The organism is Methylobacterium soli, assembly GCF_008806385.1.
GTDB classification, from domain to species: domain Bacteria; phylum Pseudomonadota; class Alphaproteobacteria; order Rhizobiales; family Beijerinckiaceae; genus Methylobacterium; species Methylobacterium soli.
In genome coordinates this window covers 88,947-102,436 of sequence record NZ_VZZK01000024.1, presented here as the reverse complement: position 1 = coordinate 102,436, position 13,490 = coordinate 88,947, and the positions used below count along the sequence as shown (strand labels likewise).

The window sequence follows — 13,490 nt, the reverse complement described above, 5'->3', positions numbered from 1 at the left end:
GCCTCGCGAGTTCATTCGTGCTCAGATCCAACCAGCCCCGTGTCCGGTTTGATGGGGGCAACTCCAGCTAGCATCGTCAACGAGAATTTCATCGATTCTCGAATGACTAGGAGACGCCCTGACGCCATGTCCACTTCTGAGAGGTAGATGGTCGCCATATCTGCGTCGTCGTCCAGTTCGATGGTAAAGGCGTCAAGCTGATGCGGCGTGTGGTCTGCCGTAGCTTCGACTGGAACTGCGAGGGCCATCACCTTACCCATACCAAATCCCAGTTCCGGCTTCCGTTCGTTGCTCATAGCTGTGCCTTTCGATGCGAGCCGTCTGGCCCTTGGTTGCGCCCTTGTCAGGCAAGTGTGCGATGTAATTGGAGTGAGGTGGTCACCCATCGCGGATGCTCATCCTTGTATTGCGGCACGAGGCCAAGAACGAATGCCAGCCCTGTCGGGTAGTTCAGGCAGCGAACGGTCCATGCCGACCTCTGGTGAGCGTTACGTCACCTCAGCCGCTAAAGCCGTGGTCAGAGGCGTCTCAGCCTTGCCTTAGCAGCGTTCAGCGCCCTCAGAGCTGCCGCTCGATTCGCCTGTCGCGCCGCTCTCTCGGCTCGCAGGGCTTCAGCGTTCGCCTTCGAGCGAGGCATCTCCCGCGCGACCCGCGTGATGTTGGAGTTGAGTTCCGCCATCACGTCAGCAGGAATCGCGCCGAGTAGCATTCGCTGGACAGATATTTCACGCCATATACTGTGAAGCCCCGATATGTGCAGCTTGACGCGAGCCCATGCGATCCGGTGAGCATTGTCCCGGTGCTCATGAAGCTGGATCTTTAGGCGCTCCATCTCCCCGTAAACGAGCGCCTCAAGGTGCGCTGCAGTGAACTCATCCAGCCAAAAAACCTGAACCCTTCGCCCGCCATTGAACCTCCGAAAAGCTTCTTGAGGGGCCCCTAGGCCCTAAACCGTGATCACTCTCTTAGCCGACAAGTGCCGCTCGGTTGAGCCGTAGGGGAGCGTTAAGTCGCCTCTCTCGAGAAGAGAAGTGATCTTGGAGCGGAGTGCTCGGATAGTTCGATGCAATTTCAGCTAGTACTCAGAGGCCAGCCGTGCCATTAGTTTGGGGCGATCCGAGATGACCTATACACCCGTGGAATTCATCCCACTGTTGCAAATTGCCTGCTTGCAACTCCCTGTTGGAGCTTGCTTGAAGCTGGGCGAGGTCAGCGCGGAGGCAGCTCTAAGCCCGCGTCAAGTGCCGCCATGCTCGGTGGCAGGGGGGGCCGCTGTCATGGTGCTTGAGTCGCTCTAATCCGCTCCCGCAAACCGTCTGGGACACACTCAGGTTGATCCTGCGGACATCGCTGATGCTGCCTAAGGTTTGAGCGGCTTCGTGGCTTGCCAGTGATCGGAGTGGATTGAGCGTCACCCTTCCAATCGACGATGCATAGCACGTCATAGAGCTTCCCGTTCATCCCAGAACGGAGTAGGAACATACTAAGGGTGAGGCGGTTTGGCCAAGCCGATCTCAGCTTCCGTTCAGGTACCGCTCTGCATCACTGAGGGCGGAGCTACAGAGGGCGGAGAAGATGTCAGAGCCCATCGACCACGGCACGATCCTGCGCGAGGGCATCAGGCCGAGTCGCTACCGTGCTTTCATTCTCGATGCTGACGAGACGGTGCTACGAATTGAGCATCTCCCGGCACATGACGACGACGCGGCCCTGGACCTCGCTCGCAAGCTGCTGGACGGCCGCCCCATCGAACTCTGGGACGGTATGCGCTTCATTGAGCATCTCGACCCAGGCGCCGGAGCGAACTAGCACGCCGCAAGGCGGAACCTTAATCCAGGTTAACCTTTTGGTATCTCACGGCGTAGGCGCTCGTTCAGAAGCCAGCGTTGGCCACCCCCGCTTGCCTCACCAGTATGGTCGAGCTCATGTCACGATACTTTTTCGACTTACACAGAGACTGCCTCACTGAATGGGATGATGAGGGGACGGAGTGCGACGGGAGTGAAGGTGTTTTGCATCACGCCCTTGAGCTACTCAGGGCAGCAGCTGGCGCCGAACCTGGGCAGCAATCCGCGTCAACCGTGACTGCTCGTGACAATGCTGGTCATGTCGTACTTACCGCGACCAAGAAGCCCCGCACGGGGGCCAGCGTGCGGTGGGCAGGAGAGCAGCTTTCTTCTGCTGCGCCGATCTTTCCACTCCCCTCAGGCTCGGCCTCAGCACCGTAAAGCGTCGCTGAGAGCGCGAAGGCATCTGCACCGCCACTCCGAGATACGCCAGCGTCGTGCAGGAACGTTCGTTTGCCATCGATCCCCATGGCTCTGACGGTCCGAGGAGCAAGGCCGCTACCCGGTGAAGGAAGTCAATACCGTGATACCGTGCCGCTGCAGATCCTTGGAACACTGAACAATGGCCAGAGAAGCTGCTTGAAGACGGTGCTTGTGTTCTAAGCGCCCAAGTTAGTCGAGCATACCGAGCGATTTCAAGGCTGACGCAAGGTCCCCTGAGAAGGGAAATTCGCAGACAACCAACCCGCCCGCATCCGAAACTATCAAGGTGGCGTTGGCGAGCTGCTTATTACCTTGGAGACGAACGGCAACGACATCGGCCACCCGCTTGCCCGCAGCCAATGCTCTGCTTTCGTCCCGAAGCTCAACTGTCTTTAAGTGGCTTGGACTCTGATGGCCGAATTTAATGCTGAACTGGTAGCGCGGCATACCGCCAAGCCTCGATCTTGTGGCTCAGCATTGTAATGCATTCAGTATAAAGACCGTTCCCAAGGCCTTGTATCCGTACCAGGACGGCAGAGAACAAGGCTAAGCTCTGGACCATTGCCGGGTTCAGAGAGGTCCCGTGGGCCTCAACCGACAAGCGTGTCACTGCCCCGCTGAATCACTCCTCACCTATGCTGCCTCTGATCGCTCTCCCTCGACGTGCCAGGCCGCAGTCAAGCTTATGGACGCGGAAAGGACAGTTCGATCCTTGGCATCACGCACGGTGGTACGGAGCTTTCCGCTTACATAACGGTTATGGTGATCGGCTGCGATCTCACACAGAGCCCGTAGCGCCTCAGACGAAACGGCATCGCGATCCGCACAGTCTACACCATGGTCGTCACGCACAGAGAATTGGGCGTCATGAATGTCAAAGAAGTAGCGGGCCATGCGGATGACCTTTCAGTCTCGGCTCGTGCTGCAATGATGTTGAGCTGCGGCGCTCAGCGAATCGTATACTCAATCCATGTTATGCGGAATGGCTTACCTTAAATCAATGTTCCTGTTGGTACGCTAGGGTACGGCGTAGAAGCAGCAAGTATCGAAGCTGCCCCTTAGAATACTTCGTTCCTCCCTGAAAATGCTTGCCTTCTCAGGCTATTAGGCAAAGATCCTGAAGTTGCCTTCCATGTCGCCATAGTCTCACGCGGTGTGACGATCGACACGCGAGAGCGCCCCAATGTGCCGTCTCGGCTACGCTTAGCCAGGAAGGTTTGCGTGTGATCAGAACCATCGGGAGACAGCGATTAGCACGACCGTTAGCAATAGGGAGATCAGGAGCAAGCCGAGACAACCGAACCGGTTCGAGAAGAAGAGCATGGTGGGAAGCGTCGAGGTGAGCAGGAATGTTCCCAAAGCGAAGGCAAACAATCCGTCGGACTTCCACTTCTCCTGGACCGTCCGCAAACCGGGCTAAGCGTCGCAGCCCCCGAGGCTATCGTCGTCAGCCTCAGGCTCAGCGGAACGGCTGTTGACTGCTTGGGTTGATCCTACCCGTAGGGTGGAAACTTTAGGAGAGCCTCATGAAGGCCGTCACAGTCGCAATCGCCAGCACGCTGCTTCTTGGAACGGCCGCCATGGCTGCGGAAGGGGGCTCTGGGACTTCTGGCACAAGTCGCTCTGGCACCATGAACAGCACCGGTCCGAATGACGCTGGAGCAGGCTCGTCACCGGGGGCGGCCGGAAGCGGTCCCTCAACGGGCGGGATGAGCCGTTCGGGTACGTCAAACAGCACCGGCCCGAATGATGCCGGTTCAGGCTCCTCGCCGGGAGCAAAGGGCAAGGGCAGTAGCTCTGGGGCGCACTGAGGCGGTAACAGAGAGCGCAAAAAAGGTCGGACTTGAGGGGCAGCAAGAGCCGCCCTCAGGTTCGGCCGAAGGGGTAACCCCAGGGCGGGCATAGAGAAACCTGCCACTGCGCTCTACGGGAGGCATCTTAGATGCGTGGCCCCTCGGGTTAGTCAAAGGCTTTTGGGACGATCAGTGCCACCGCAAAGATACGTCGCGCAACGCACTGGCGGCAGAAAGCAGACCTGTCACGCGAAACGAACAAGCCGTTAAAACCCTAACTTGCGCTAAGGGAGTCTCATCAAGGGGACTCAATGCCAAGCACCACGACAGCCGACAGTTTGCTTCAAGGTGATATTACGTTTCGTGGACGGGGGCTCGCGGTGATGAATGGCCGGCGGTTCTCGCTGAAGGTCTGTCCTCTTTGCTCTCAGCGCAACGAACAACGGACAGCCGACAAGGGCTACTGCAACTGGTGCGCCTACGTGCCCGCGCTCTCGGATGCCCAGCCCGTCTCGGAGAACTAGTTAGGCGGCCTCGGAGCTAAGGCGTTACTGATCGTTCTCGGTGGATAGCTGGTTTGGATGAAGTCCCTCATCGCAGGGCCCATGCCGACGAAGCCGAACACCCGGACCACCTTCGGCCGTACAGCAGTTATCGAGGAGGATTACCCCAGCCCCCTCGAAGGTCCGGGCGATGACATCACACACCTTTGGATCACCAAGCGTTTGTCCGGTCTCCAGAGCTGTAATGGTTCCTTGCTGAACGCCGGAGCGCTCCGCCAAGTCGCTAATGGTCCAAGCGAGCAAACCTCTGGCTGCCCGAATCTGCGCGTCAGTCACACACTTCACGGCCGCAACTCCCGTCTGCCGGAGCGGATGCCCATGTACAAACGTCCGCCCTGGCTCAGACCTCACTTGCCTTTGAGAGCGTCCTTCACGCTTCCCACGACGTTCTGAACTTTGCCCTTCACCTGGTCGGCAACGCCCTCATTCTTGAGCTTCTCGTCACCTGTCAGCTTGCCAGCACCTTCCTTGACCTTGCCGCCCAAGTTCGTGGCCGAGCCTTCAACGCGGTCCTTATCTACAGCCATGACGTTTGCCTCATCGTTATCAGCGCCTTTGCGTGGCACCTACAAGCGAACGAGGAGTTGGCTCAAACCGTTCCGGTGGTCGGCGTGGCAGGGACACGGCTTAGCTCGCGATCATACTTTGATAGGAATGCCGCTCCATTTCCAAGCGGTCGTGCCGACGTCCCAAGCTGTCAATTTGTCTATCCTCACCGACCACTGTGAAGCCCTGAGCCTGATAGAATTGCACGGCTGAAATGTTCTCCGCGAAGACGTGAAGACCCAGCCTGTCGTGTCGGTCCTGTACAGCCTGTAGGAGGGCAGATCCTACCCCTCGGCCGGCGTGTGGCCCATCCACGTACAACGCCGCAATGTAGCCCTCGTCATCCACGGTGATGAAGCCGATCACCTTGCCCTCGATCTCTGCCAGCAAGGCACCCGAGTGCCTCAGAAGAAGTTCTAGATGCTGACGAGCCTCGGTTTGCTCAGTCTTTTCCAAGAACGAGTGAGAGATGTGAAAAATCCGGTCAAAGATCAGGAGCGCCTCAGCCTCGTCAATCTCGTGATTGTAAGAACGAATGTGCATCTGTTGCCGACATCCTTGACGGTCAGTCTTCAAGTGCGAACCGAGAGAACCGCCTCAACTCCTCAGCCATTTCTTCCACCGTAGGAGTTTCGTAATCACCACCCACAACAGACGAGCCTTAGCCACAGAAGACGTAGCGGACGCGCTCCAAGGCATCCCTCATGGTCGCCAGGGTCACCATCCTGTAGGCCTTCGCCACGCTATCCGAGGCATGAACCACGATGGCAGGGATCAGAAACCTCGAAACAAGCCGATCAGCACCACGGACAGCATCAGGGAGATCAGGATCGAGGCAAGGCAGCCTAGTGGTTAGAATCAGACGCTTGGTACCGTGTAGCAGGGTCATTCGGTCGTTCGCCGTGCGGGCTCCCGCGCCTGCACGCGTTCCACGATGTTGGCTGCAATCGCTTCCGGCGTTCCGATGAAGTCGATGGGGCCATCGTAGCCAATGGCGTTCTCAGGCATGCCGCGTCCAGGCGGGTCGTGTGGCGTCAGAACCATTGTCACACCGCCCGCTTCGTGAATGGCAGCCAGCCCACGAGAACCATCATCGAGAGCACCGGAAAGAACGACGCCAATAAAGCGGCCACGGGCGTGCGCGGCCACGGATCGGAACAGGGCATCGACGGTGCGGTTTCGGTGAAGGTTGCGCGGATCGGCTATCAGGTCGCCGAGGCTGTTGGCAGCCAACGCAAGATGGGCGCCGGGCTCCCCGATGTAGCCGTATCCATTACGCAGCCGCTCGCCATCCTCTGCGATATGGATGGGGATGGCGGAATGCCGGTTCAGCACTTCTCGCAAGTAGCTGACTCGATCCCAGGGCCGGTGCAGGACGATCAGCACGACAGCACGCAAGTCGGGAGGCAAGCGGGCTAGCAGACGCTCAATGTCGTTGAGACCCCGCGGGCCTGACGCGCCGATGGCGACGAAGAAGTCGATGGACGCGTAGTCCTCTGGATCGCAAACTAACATAGATCAACATGGCGCATTCAGCGCCGAAGTGACAGCGCCGATTGCCCTGTGCTCGCGCTGCGTTCGCAAAGCGCCTCTGTTCGTCGGGTACCAAGTGTCAGATTTTCACCACTAGCCGGTTGGTGAACAAGAGCATGCTGGGGAAGCGCTGAGGTGCGCGGGATGGTGCTCAAAGGAACGACTGAGGTTGGCAGGGATAGCTTCCCTATGTCACACCCTTAAGAGATCTTAACCTTTGCAGTTTCGCCCTTATGGCTAAGCTTTAGGATTGCCCCTCTCGCACACTGAGGAGGGCGCCGCATGAGCATTCTCACCTGCCTACTTCTGGCTCTTGCGGCTTCAGCAGCGCTTCTCGCACGAGGGCGACCGGCGCAGTTCCTGGGATTCTTCTGCCTGCTTGGGCTCGGCTGTGTGATCGCTGCATCAAGCCTTGCGGGCCTCACGCGTCACAGCCGCTGAACCGGTATCATTGGGCGTCAGCCACGCTGCCGCTGATGTCGGCTTGACGGTCACACCGAGGTCTCACACAATGAGGCTATTGGCGGACCGTAAGCCATTGTTAAACAAGGGGATGGCTCGTTCCGTGGAGGTTCGAGTCCTCTTGGCCGCACCAACTCAACTGAGTTGGTGTTTCCCTCTGATCACCGGATCGTTGCCCTCAGGCCGACCGGTCCTTCGACATCCATGACAGCGGACGCGAGACGGTGGTCTCCCCGGCGCCGTGCCGCGATGGCAGCCCGGCCATGCTCCCCGGAACGGCGCGTCGATCGAAGGGGCGCTGCGTGGCGGCGAGACCGGGCAAAATCAGCATTCCGCCAAGATTAGCTATCCGCCAAGATCAGCAGCCCGAGCAGATCGAGCCCGTCGCGCGTTTGACCTTCGCGTCGAAGATTTGATTGCGCGCCTGCTGGGCTTTCTCGGCATCCTGCGACCGCTGTTCCATGTTGCGGCGCTGAACCAGGATGGAATCGGTCTGGTCGGCTGGTGGAGATCCCGAAGCAACTTTCGGCCTTGCCGATGCGGGGAGGCACAGCGTCAAGGACAAGCCGAGAATCAGGATCGCACGGCGCATCAGGGTTCCTCCGGGAGAAAATCTTGTTTTCAGGCGTCCGCGCGGCGCGATTGTGCTCGCATCGACGAATCGAATTCAATCAGAAATTTTATTCTGCCGTCGGATTTCAACCGAATGCCCGTGGTCGTCCGGGTTGCTTCCGGCGCGAGCGGGCTCGGTCCCGGGGGCATCCGCCCTCCCGCCGGCATCGATGCGCGAAGAACCGGTTCGTTCAGGCCGAGGCGGCGCGGATCGCGTCGGCCACGGCGTCGACGAAGTCCTGCGCCTCCGTCCCGAGGCTGATCTCGGTCTCGCTCGCGCTGGCGAGGCCGCGCGTCTCGAGTTCGGCCACCCCCGCCGGGTCCGCCTCATGGCCGTGTCCGTCCCGGCGGATCACCGAGGAGACCCGCTCGCCGCTGAGGAGACGGTGATAGGCCGCGAAGGCGAAGATCGAGAGAGCCTTGTCGGAGAGACCTTGGGTGTTAGCGGCCATGGGCGTCGAAATCCTATCGGTTCAGACGGACGCAACGCCGCATGACGCCCCGAGGCTCCCGCACCCATTGCCGCGGGAGCGGGGAAGCGCCGTGCCGGGACCGAGCCTCATCCCGCCGCAGATGGCGCGCGCCGCAACCTTGGCCGCGCCCGCCGGCTCGGCCCCGGGGGCGGCTCCCCGCGAGGGTTCCTCCGCGACGCTGCCGGCGGCGTGGCCGTGCCCGCGCTCAGGCCTCGTCCATGGTGAAGCCGACCTTCAGGGTGACCTGGTAATGCTGGACCTTGCCCTCCGCGATCTGGCCCCGCGTCTCCAGAATCTCGAACCAGCGCAGGTTGCGTACCGTCTGGCCGGCGCGTGCGACCGCGGCCTGGACGGCATCCTCGATCGAGGTCGGCGACGACCCGACGAGTTCGATCACCTTGTAGATATGCTCGGACATGCCGGTCTCCTCGGTTGATGCCTGGTGCGGGAGGGGATGGTGCCCCGCGCGGGCGCGGAAGGGATCGTTGCAAAACCGCTAAAATCTCCGGAACCGGGGTGCCTACACCCCCGCGGCGGTGATCGCTCTCTCCCCGGCGGTGGAATTGCCAGCATCACCCGGGTGCTTGCGCGAGACGTAGTAGAGGCCGACCGCGTGCCAGAACGCGCCCTGCTCCTCGGGCGTGCGCCGGCCGAGGGCCGCTTCCAGCACCGTCATGGCGGCCATGGCCGCGTCGTTCCGCTTCAGCTCGTCCATCAGGCTGGTGAGATCGAACATCGCGGGCACTCCTGGCCAGATCGCGGGCGCGGGGGCTCGCGCGCAGGCGCTGCGCGGGACCGGAGCCCGAGACGAGACAACGCCCGAGCTTCGCTTCCGATCCGGACGGTCGCGATCCGGACGGTTGCGATCGGGCAATCCGGTTCGTCGGCGGCGCCCGGCTTCTGCGGCAGGGCTTAAACAAAGTGAAGGCAGGGGCCAGCGGTCGGATCGAGGCTGCGTGCCCGAGGCATCATCCCATGCGCTCGGTTCGGCTCAGCCAGAGGTTCATCATGGAACACAAATCTGTCGAGCAGTTGCAGGGCGTGGCCGATGTCACGCCGCAACCGACGCTCCTCACCACCCGGCGCGCCCGGCTGGAGCACTGGGCCGCACTCCTGGAGCAGGAGCCGGGCCGCACCTTCCCGACCCTCCCGGAGGTCGACCTCCTGCCGCGGGCGCAGCGCCGGTCCCTGCGCGTCGAGGGCTCGGCCGTCTCGTTCGCCTTCGCGGACCCGCTGCTCCGCGCCAGCGGCTTGTCCGGCGACACCTACGGCGATGCCCGCAGCTTCTTCGGCCTGCGCGAGGGACAGGCGCACCGCCTCCTCTGCTCCTGCATCAACGGCCGCCATGTCCGAGCCGGACTCGCGGCCAAGCGCCTGCGGGCCATGGCCTCGCGGCGTCTCGAGACCTGGCTCGCGGCGGGCGCCGTCGGGGGAATTGTCGGGCTGCCGGGCGCGATGCTGCTGTTTGGCTGAACCCAACAGGCACGGGGGAACCCGGGCCCTTCCGCGCGGTAATCCCTCCAGGAGAGGCTCGGTGCGGCCGACGCTCTCCCGGAGGAGCGATCCCATGCTGCTCGATGAAGTCACCGACGCCCTCGGCGCCCGCATCCTGATGACCGACATCCTGAAGCCCCTCGACACCTATCTCAGCGAGAGCGAGCGCCAGACCGGACGTTCCGCGGGCCATGTCGACCGCCAGAATCCCCTGGCGGATCTGTGCGAGCACAAGCTTCGGCGCGACAGCCTGCGCCACGCGCCCGAGGCCATCTCGGCGCGCGCCTGATCCCTGGCGCGGCCCGGTCACGGCGCCTTTTCGGGCCCCGTGCAGGGAGGCCGGCCCGGCAGCCGATGGCCGGCGCCACCCCGGCGCGCACCGCGCCGAAACCGGCTGGTAACGGGCGCCGGGTCATGGTCCGGGCTCAAGACCAGCTCGGGACCCGCTCATGATGACCAAGGATCAGCTCGCCGTGGAGCTGAAGCGCATCGCCACGACGCAGATCAGCGACATCACGCGGGCGGTGAAGGAAGGCCAGAAATCCATCGCCCTCAACGAGGTGCGGGACATGGCGCAGCGCCTGAACCTCCTGGCGGACGCGTTCTGTCCGAAGGCCGCCATCCGGGCCGAGCCGGTCGATGGAGCCGAGGCGGCCTGATGGGGCCGTGCTCGGATGAACCGGGAGAGCCCGCCATGGCCCGCTTCTTCTTCAACATCCGCCTGGACGACGCCTACCTGCCCGAGCGCACCGGGCAATGCGTCGAGGGACCGGAGGCGGCGCGCGCGGTGGCGCGCACGATCATCCGCGCCCTGGTGGCCCAGCATGGCGGCGAGCCGCGGCTCCTCAATGCGGCGATCGTGGTGACGGACGAGGCCGGCGACACGGTCTTCGCGCTGTCCTTCTTCGAGGCGATCTACGTCCCGGTCGCGCCCGCCGTCCCGGTCCGGACCGTGGGCGCCCCGGAGGCCCGGGGTCGTCCGACGCCCGCCATCGCGGCCCGCACCCGGCTCGCGGCTTTGCGGACACCGCTCTCCGGCCTTCGCCTTCGCCTCGCTGGGCGTCGTCGGCCATGGCAGGCCTGCTGGGCGGAGGGCGTCCTGCGCCTGCGCGAGGCCTTCGGCCGGCCGCCCTTCGCCGTCCCGGGCCGCTGACGCGGGGCGGCTCAGCCGAACAGGTCCACGGTGGTGAAGCCGCGCGCGTCCAGCCGCTCGGCCAGGACGCGCCGGTGGCAGCGCTCCGGGTCGCGCTCGAAGCAGAGGAGGCAGGTCGGCGCGGCGGCGGCCATCTCCGCCAGGGCGTCGAGGGCGAGCCCGCCATCGGCGGTGTCGAGCACCTCCTCGCAATAGATCCGGCGCATCAAATCGGCATCGTGGGCGCGGGCCGCCGCGCGCCCGGCCTTGGGCGTGCCCAGGCTGCGGGCATGCGCGTAGGCGAGGCCCGCCCCCTCGAGGCCGGCCTTCAGGGCGCCCTTCGAGAAGCCGCGCTTGCGCGAGTTCGCCACCGCGCGGACATCGGCCAGGAGCCCCACGCCCGCATCCCGCAGGGCCGCCACCAGCCGCTCCTGGTCGAGGCCTTCGTACCCGATGGTAAACACAGTCTTGTGCACCGCGCCGCCTTTCGAAAATCAAGGAACGACCGCAACTTAAGCACGCGGCGCCGGCAGCGGGAGTGGGGGTTCGCGCGCCCCATGTCGCGCCGGCGCAACGGCTTCCGGAATTCCGCCGCATTGACCGCAAAGGTCTGTTAACCGCGCCAGGGCCATCGATTACCCAAGTATTTGGCGCACAAGACGGCGGGCCTGGCATCGATGTCGCTGTGGAACGGGTTCTCCCTGAAGTCGGCCGCTCCGGTTCCGGCCGGCCTGCGCCGCGGTCGCGGCTGGGCGAAGCGGGCGGTGTCTGCCGCCCTGCTGGCGAGCCTCGCGGCCTGCGCCTCGAACAACGATTTCTACCCGACCAAGGGTGACACGAAGCCTCATCCGGGTGTGGCGCGGGCCAAGAACCACCCGATTCAGGGCATCGACATCTCGAAATGGCAGGGGCCGATCGATTGGGCCTCGGTCCGGAGCGCCGGAACCCAGTTCGCCTTCATCAAGGCGACCGAGGGCGGCGACCATGTCGACGAGCGCTTCCGCGAGAACTGGGACGGGGCCGGACGCGCCGGCGTCCCGCGCGGCGCCTACCATTTCGTGTTCTGGTGCCGCTCGGCCGAGGACCAGATGGCCTGGTTCAAGCGCAACGTCCCGAACGACCCGAGCGCCCTCCCGCCGGTCCTCGACGTGGAGTGGAATGGCCACTCGCAGACCTGCCCGAAGCGCCTGCCGAAGGCGCAGGCGCTCGGCATGATCCGGTACATGCTCACCGAGATGGAGCGCTACACCGGCAAGCGCCCGATCATCTACACCGACATCACCTTCCACAAGGACGTGCTCGAGGACGAGCTGCCCGATTACCCGCACTGGGTCCGCTCCACCGCGGCCGAGCCCGAGCAGCGCTTCGTCAACCGCCGGTGGATGCTCTGGCAGTTCACCTCGACGGGGCGGGTGCCGGGCGTGCGCGGCGACGTGGACCGCAACGCCTTCTACGGCTCCCCCTCCGAATGGGCCTCGTTCCTGTCCACCGATTGCGATCCGCGCGATCATCGGCGCCTGGCCGGTCAGGGGCTCTGTACGGAAAAGTAGCGGCGCGGCGGCAGGATTCGCCTCGTTCGGTCGGTGGAAGCGAAAAATTGTTTCGCGATCTGTCTACAAGTATACAGACTGCGACCGGAGCACTGCGTTAGGAGCGTTGAGACCCCATCGGTACTCAGCGATCGCATGTCCACGGCCCCGGAATCCTACTTTGAAGGCAATCTCCTCCTGAGGGCGCTGCACGACGACGATCGTGCCCTGCTGGCCCCTCACCTGGAGCGCCGCGAATACCAGAAGGGCGACACCCTGTTCTCGGCCGGGAGCGAGGTGTCGTTCATCTCCTTCCCCTGCGATCGGACCGTCGCCACCCTGGTGATCGCCATGCAGGACGGCCGCAGCGCCGAGACCGCCACCATCGGGCGGGAGGGCGCCGTCGGCGGCGTCGTCAGCAACGGCTGCCTGCCCGCCTCCACCCACGCGATGGTGCAGATCGGCGGCCCGGTGGTCCAGTTGGACGCGGTGCGGCTTCAGGAGGCCAAGCGCCGCTCGGCCTCCCTGCGCAACCTGTTCACCCGCTACTCCGACTGCCTCCTGGCGCAGGTGCTGCAATCGGTGGCCTGCAACGCCCTGCACCCGATCGAGGAGCGCTGCATGCGCTGGCTCCTGACCCTGCAGGATCGGCTCGGCACGGACACCCTGCCGGTCACGCACGAGTTGTTCGCCGCGATGCTCGGCGTGCAGCGCACCTATCTCACGCGCATCCTCCGCATCCTGCAGGAGCAGGGGCTGGTCGAGGTCGGGCGCGGGCGGATCACCATCCGCAACCGCGCCGAGATGGAGCGCGTCGCCTGCGAGTGCCACGGCAACGTCAAGCGGCATTTCGAGACGGTGCTGGGCGCAGTCTACGGCCCGGATGGCCAGCTCCTCCGGGTTCGTCCGCCGGAGCCCGCCCGCGCGGCGCGCAGCCTCGACCCGGCAGCGGTGATCGAGCGCGCGAACCGATGATTCCCGCCCGGCCCCGACCGACGCGGCGGCTCACCGGTCCCGGCGCATCTCAACCGGCGCTTCGCACGTTCATCGCTCCAGCATCCTGAGAGAACCCGCCGACCGAGA

Annotated in this window: 22 protein-coding genes; 10 read left to right on the top strand and 12 right to left on the bottom strand. The window is 63.7% G+C overall.

What is annotated here, in order from left to right:
• Positions 1 to 11: 11 nt before the first annotated feature.
• Positions 12 to 296 (bottom strand): hypothetical protein, encoded by a 285-nt coding sequence (locus F6X53_RS20765; RefSeq protein ID WP_151002153.1) that lies wholly within the window; start codon positions 294 to 296, stop codon positions 12 to 14.
• A gap of 1,279 nt (positions 297 to 1,575) precedes the next feature.
• Between F6X53_RS20765 and F6X53_RS20760 the strand changes: the two genes are divergently transcribed.
• Positions 1,576 to 1,809, top strand: a complete 234-nt coding sequence (locus F6X53_RS20760; protein ID WP_151002151.1) for a hypothetical protein — start codon at positions 1,576 to 1,578, stop codon at positions 1,807 to 1,809.
• Positions 1,810 to 1,913: 104 nt separating this feature from the next.
• On the top strand, positions 1,914 to 2,228 hold the full coding sequence (locus tag F6X53_RS34045; RefSeq protein ID WP_425324697.1) for a DUF6894 family protein: 315 nt from the start codon (positions 1,914 to 1,916) through the stop codon (positions 2,226 to 2,228).
• 231 nt (positions 2,229 to 2,459) lie between these two features.
• On the opposite strand, the gene F6X53_RS20755 is transcribed toward F6X53_RS34045, so the two are convergent.
• Positions 2,460 to 2,717, bottom strand: coding sequence for a hypothetical protein (locus tag F6X53_RS20755; protein WP_151002149.1), 258 nt, complete (start codon positions 2,715 to 2,717; stop codon positions 2,460 to 2,462).
• Positions 2,718 to 2,903: 186 nt separating this feature from the next.
• Entirely contained in the window at positions 2,904 to 3,164 is a 261-nt protein-coding gene (locus F6X53_RS34040) for a DUF6894 family protein (protein WP_373876035.1), read from the bottom strand.
• Positions 3,165 to 3,796: 632 nt separating this feature from the next.
• On the opposite strand from F6X53_RS34040, the gene F6X53_RS33865 reads away from it, so the two are divergent.
• Positions 3,797 to 4,081: a hypothetical protein gene (locus F6X53_RS33865; RefSeq protein ID WP_151002147.1), complete on the top strand. Its 285-nt coding sequence runs from the start codon at positions 3,797 to 3,799 to the stop codon at positions 4,079 to 4,081.
• A gap of 530 nt (positions 4,082 to 4,611) precedes the next feature.
• Here the strand turns inward: F6X53_RS33865 and F6X53_RS20740 are convergent.
• The 4 genes from F6X53_RS20740 to F6X53_RS20725 all read right to left on the bottom strand — a co-directional run bounded on the left by F6X53_RS20740 (position 4,612) and on the right by F6X53_RS20725 (position 6,687).
• Positions 4,612 to 4,902 carry a helix-turn-helix transcriptional regulator gene (locus F6X53_RS20740; RefSeq protein WP_151002172.1) on the bottom strand — a complete coding sequence of 97 codons (291 nt, stop codon included), beginning with the start codon at positions 4,900 to 4,902 and terminating at the stop codon, positions 4,612 to 4,614.
• A 71-nt stretch (positions 4,903 to 4,973) separates the two neighbouring features.
• The gene (locus F6X53_RS20735; protein WP_151002143.1) at positions 4,974 to 5,153 is read right to left on the bottom strand and encodes a CsbD family protein; all 180 of its coding nucleotides are present in this window, start codon (positions 5,151 to 5,153) and stop codon (positions 4,974 to 4,976) included.
• 100 nt (positions 5,154 to 5,253) lie between these two features.
• The gene (locus F6X53_RS20730; protein WP_151002141.1) at positions 5,254 to 5,715 is read right to left on the bottom strand and encodes a GNAT family N-acetyltransferase; all 462 of its coding nucleotides are present in this window, start codon (positions 5,713 to 5,715) and stop codon (positions 5,254 to 5,256) included.
• A 342-nt stretch (positions 5,716 to 6,057) separates the two neighbouring features.
• On the bottom strand, positions 6,058 to 6,687 hold the full coding sequence (locus F6X53_RS20725; RefSeq protein ID WP_151002139.1) for a chemotaxis protein CheB: 630 nt from the start codon (positions 6,685 to 6,687) through the stop codon (positions 6,058 to 6,060).
• Positions 6,688 to 6,987: 300 nt separating this feature from the next.
• On the opposite strand from F6X53_RS20725, the gene F6X53_RS32925 reads away from it, so the two are divergent.
• Complete coding sequence (locus F6X53_RS32925; RefSeq protein WP_210386398.1) at positions 6,988 to 7,146, top strand: hypothetical protein; 159 nt, start codon at positions 6,988 to 6,990, stop codon at positions 7,144 to 7,146.
• 379 nt (positions 7,147 to 7,525) lie between these two features.
• On the opposite strand, the gene F6X53_RS20720 is transcribed toward F6X53_RS32925, so the two are convergent.
• The 4 genes from F6X53_RS20720 to F6X53_RS20705 all read right to left on the bottom strand — a co-directional run bounded on the left by F6X53_RS20720 (position 7,526) and on the right by F6X53_RS20705 (position 8,988).
• Positions 7,526 to 7,759: a hypothetical protein gene (locus F6X53_RS20720; RefSeq protein WP_151002137.1), complete on the bottom strand. Its 234-nt coding sequence runs from the start codon at positions 7,757 to 7,759 to the stop codon at positions 7,526 to 7,528.
• 211 nt (positions 7,760 to 7,970) lie between these two features.
• Positions 7,971 to 8,231, bottom strand: coding sequence for a hypothetical protein (locus F6X53_RS20715; protein WP_151002135.1), 261 nt, complete (start codon positions 8,229 to 8,231; stop codon positions 7,971 to 7,973).
• Positions 8,232 to 8,457: 226 nt separating this feature from the next.
• Positions 8,458 to 8,670, bottom strand: coding sequence for a dodecin (locus F6X53_RS20710; RefSeq protein ID WP_151002133.1), 213 nt, complete (start codon positions 8,668 to 8,670; stop codon positions 8,458 to 8,460).
• 102 nt (positions 8,671 to 8,772) lie between these two features.
• Positions 8,773 to 8,988 carry a hypothetical protein gene (locus tag F6X53_RS20705; RefSeq protein WP_151002131.1) on the bottom strand — a complete coding sequence of 72 codons (216 nt, stop codon included), beginning with the start codon at positions 8,986 to 8,988 and terminating at the stop codon, positions 8,773 to 8,775.
• 272 nt (positions 8,989 to 9,260) lie between these two features.
• Between F6X53_RS20705 and F6X53_RS20700 the strand changes: the two genes are divergently transcribed.
• The 4 genes from F6X53_RS20700 (at position 9,261) to F6X53_RS20685 (ending at position 10,899) form a co-directional block, all read left to right on the top strand.
• Complete coding sequence (locus F6X53_RS20700) at positions 9,261 to 9,725, top strand: hypothetical protein (protein WP_151002129.1); 465 nt, start codon at positions 9,261 to 9,263, stop codon at positions 9,723 to 9,725.
• Between the two features lie 94 nt (positions 9,726 to 9,819).
• A complete protein-coding gene (locus F6X53_RS20695; protein WP_151002127.1) occupies positions 9,820 to 10,035 on the top strand; it encodes a hypothetical protein in 216 nt (71 codons plus the stop codon).
• A 160-nt stretch (positions 10,036 to 10,195) separates the two neighbouring features.
• Entirely contained in the window at positions 10,196 to 10,405 is a 210-nt protein-coding gene (locus F6X53_RS20690) for a hypothetical protein (protein ID WP_151002125.1), read from the top strand.
• Between the two features lie 35 nt (positions 10,406 to 10,440).
• Positions 10,441 to 10,899 (top strand): DUF6894 family protein, encoded by a 459-nt coding sequence (locus tag F6X53_RS20685; protein ID WP_151002124.1) that lies wholly within the window; start codon positions 10,441 to 10,443, stop codon positions 10,897 to 10,899.
• A gap of 11 nt (positions 10,900 to 10,910) precedes the next feature.
• Here the strand turns inward: F6X53_RS20685 and F6X53_RS20680 are convergent, their stop codons facing one another.
• Positions 10,911 to 11,354, bottom strand: a complete 444-nt coding sequence (locus F6X53_RS20680) for a DUF488 domain-containing protein (RefSeq protein WP_151002122.1) — start codon at positions 11,352 to 11,354, stop codon at positions 10,911 to 10,913.
• A 201-nt stretch (positions 11,355 to 11,555) separates the two neighbouring features.
• Here F6X53_RS20680 and F6X53_RS20675 point away from each other — a divergent pair, with 201 nt between their 5' ends.
• Together F6X53_RS20675 and F6X53_RS20670 are read left to right on the top strand one after the other, a co-directional pair.
• On the top strand, positions 11,556 to 12,428 hold the full coding sequence (locus F6X53_RS20675; RefSeq protein ID WP_238297599.1) for a glycoside hydrolase family 25 protein: 873 nt from the start codon (positions 11,556 to 11,558) through the stop codon (positions 12,426 to 12,428).
• A gap of 135 nt (positions 12,429 to 12,563) precedes the next feature.
• Complete coding sequence (locus F6X53_RS20670; RefSeq protein WP_151002120.1) at positions 12,564 to 13,382, top strand: Crp/Fnr family transcriptional regulator; 819 nt, start codon at positions 12,564 to 12,566, stop codon at positions 13,380 to 13,382.
• Positions 13,383 to 13,490 lie beyond the last annotated feature (108 nt).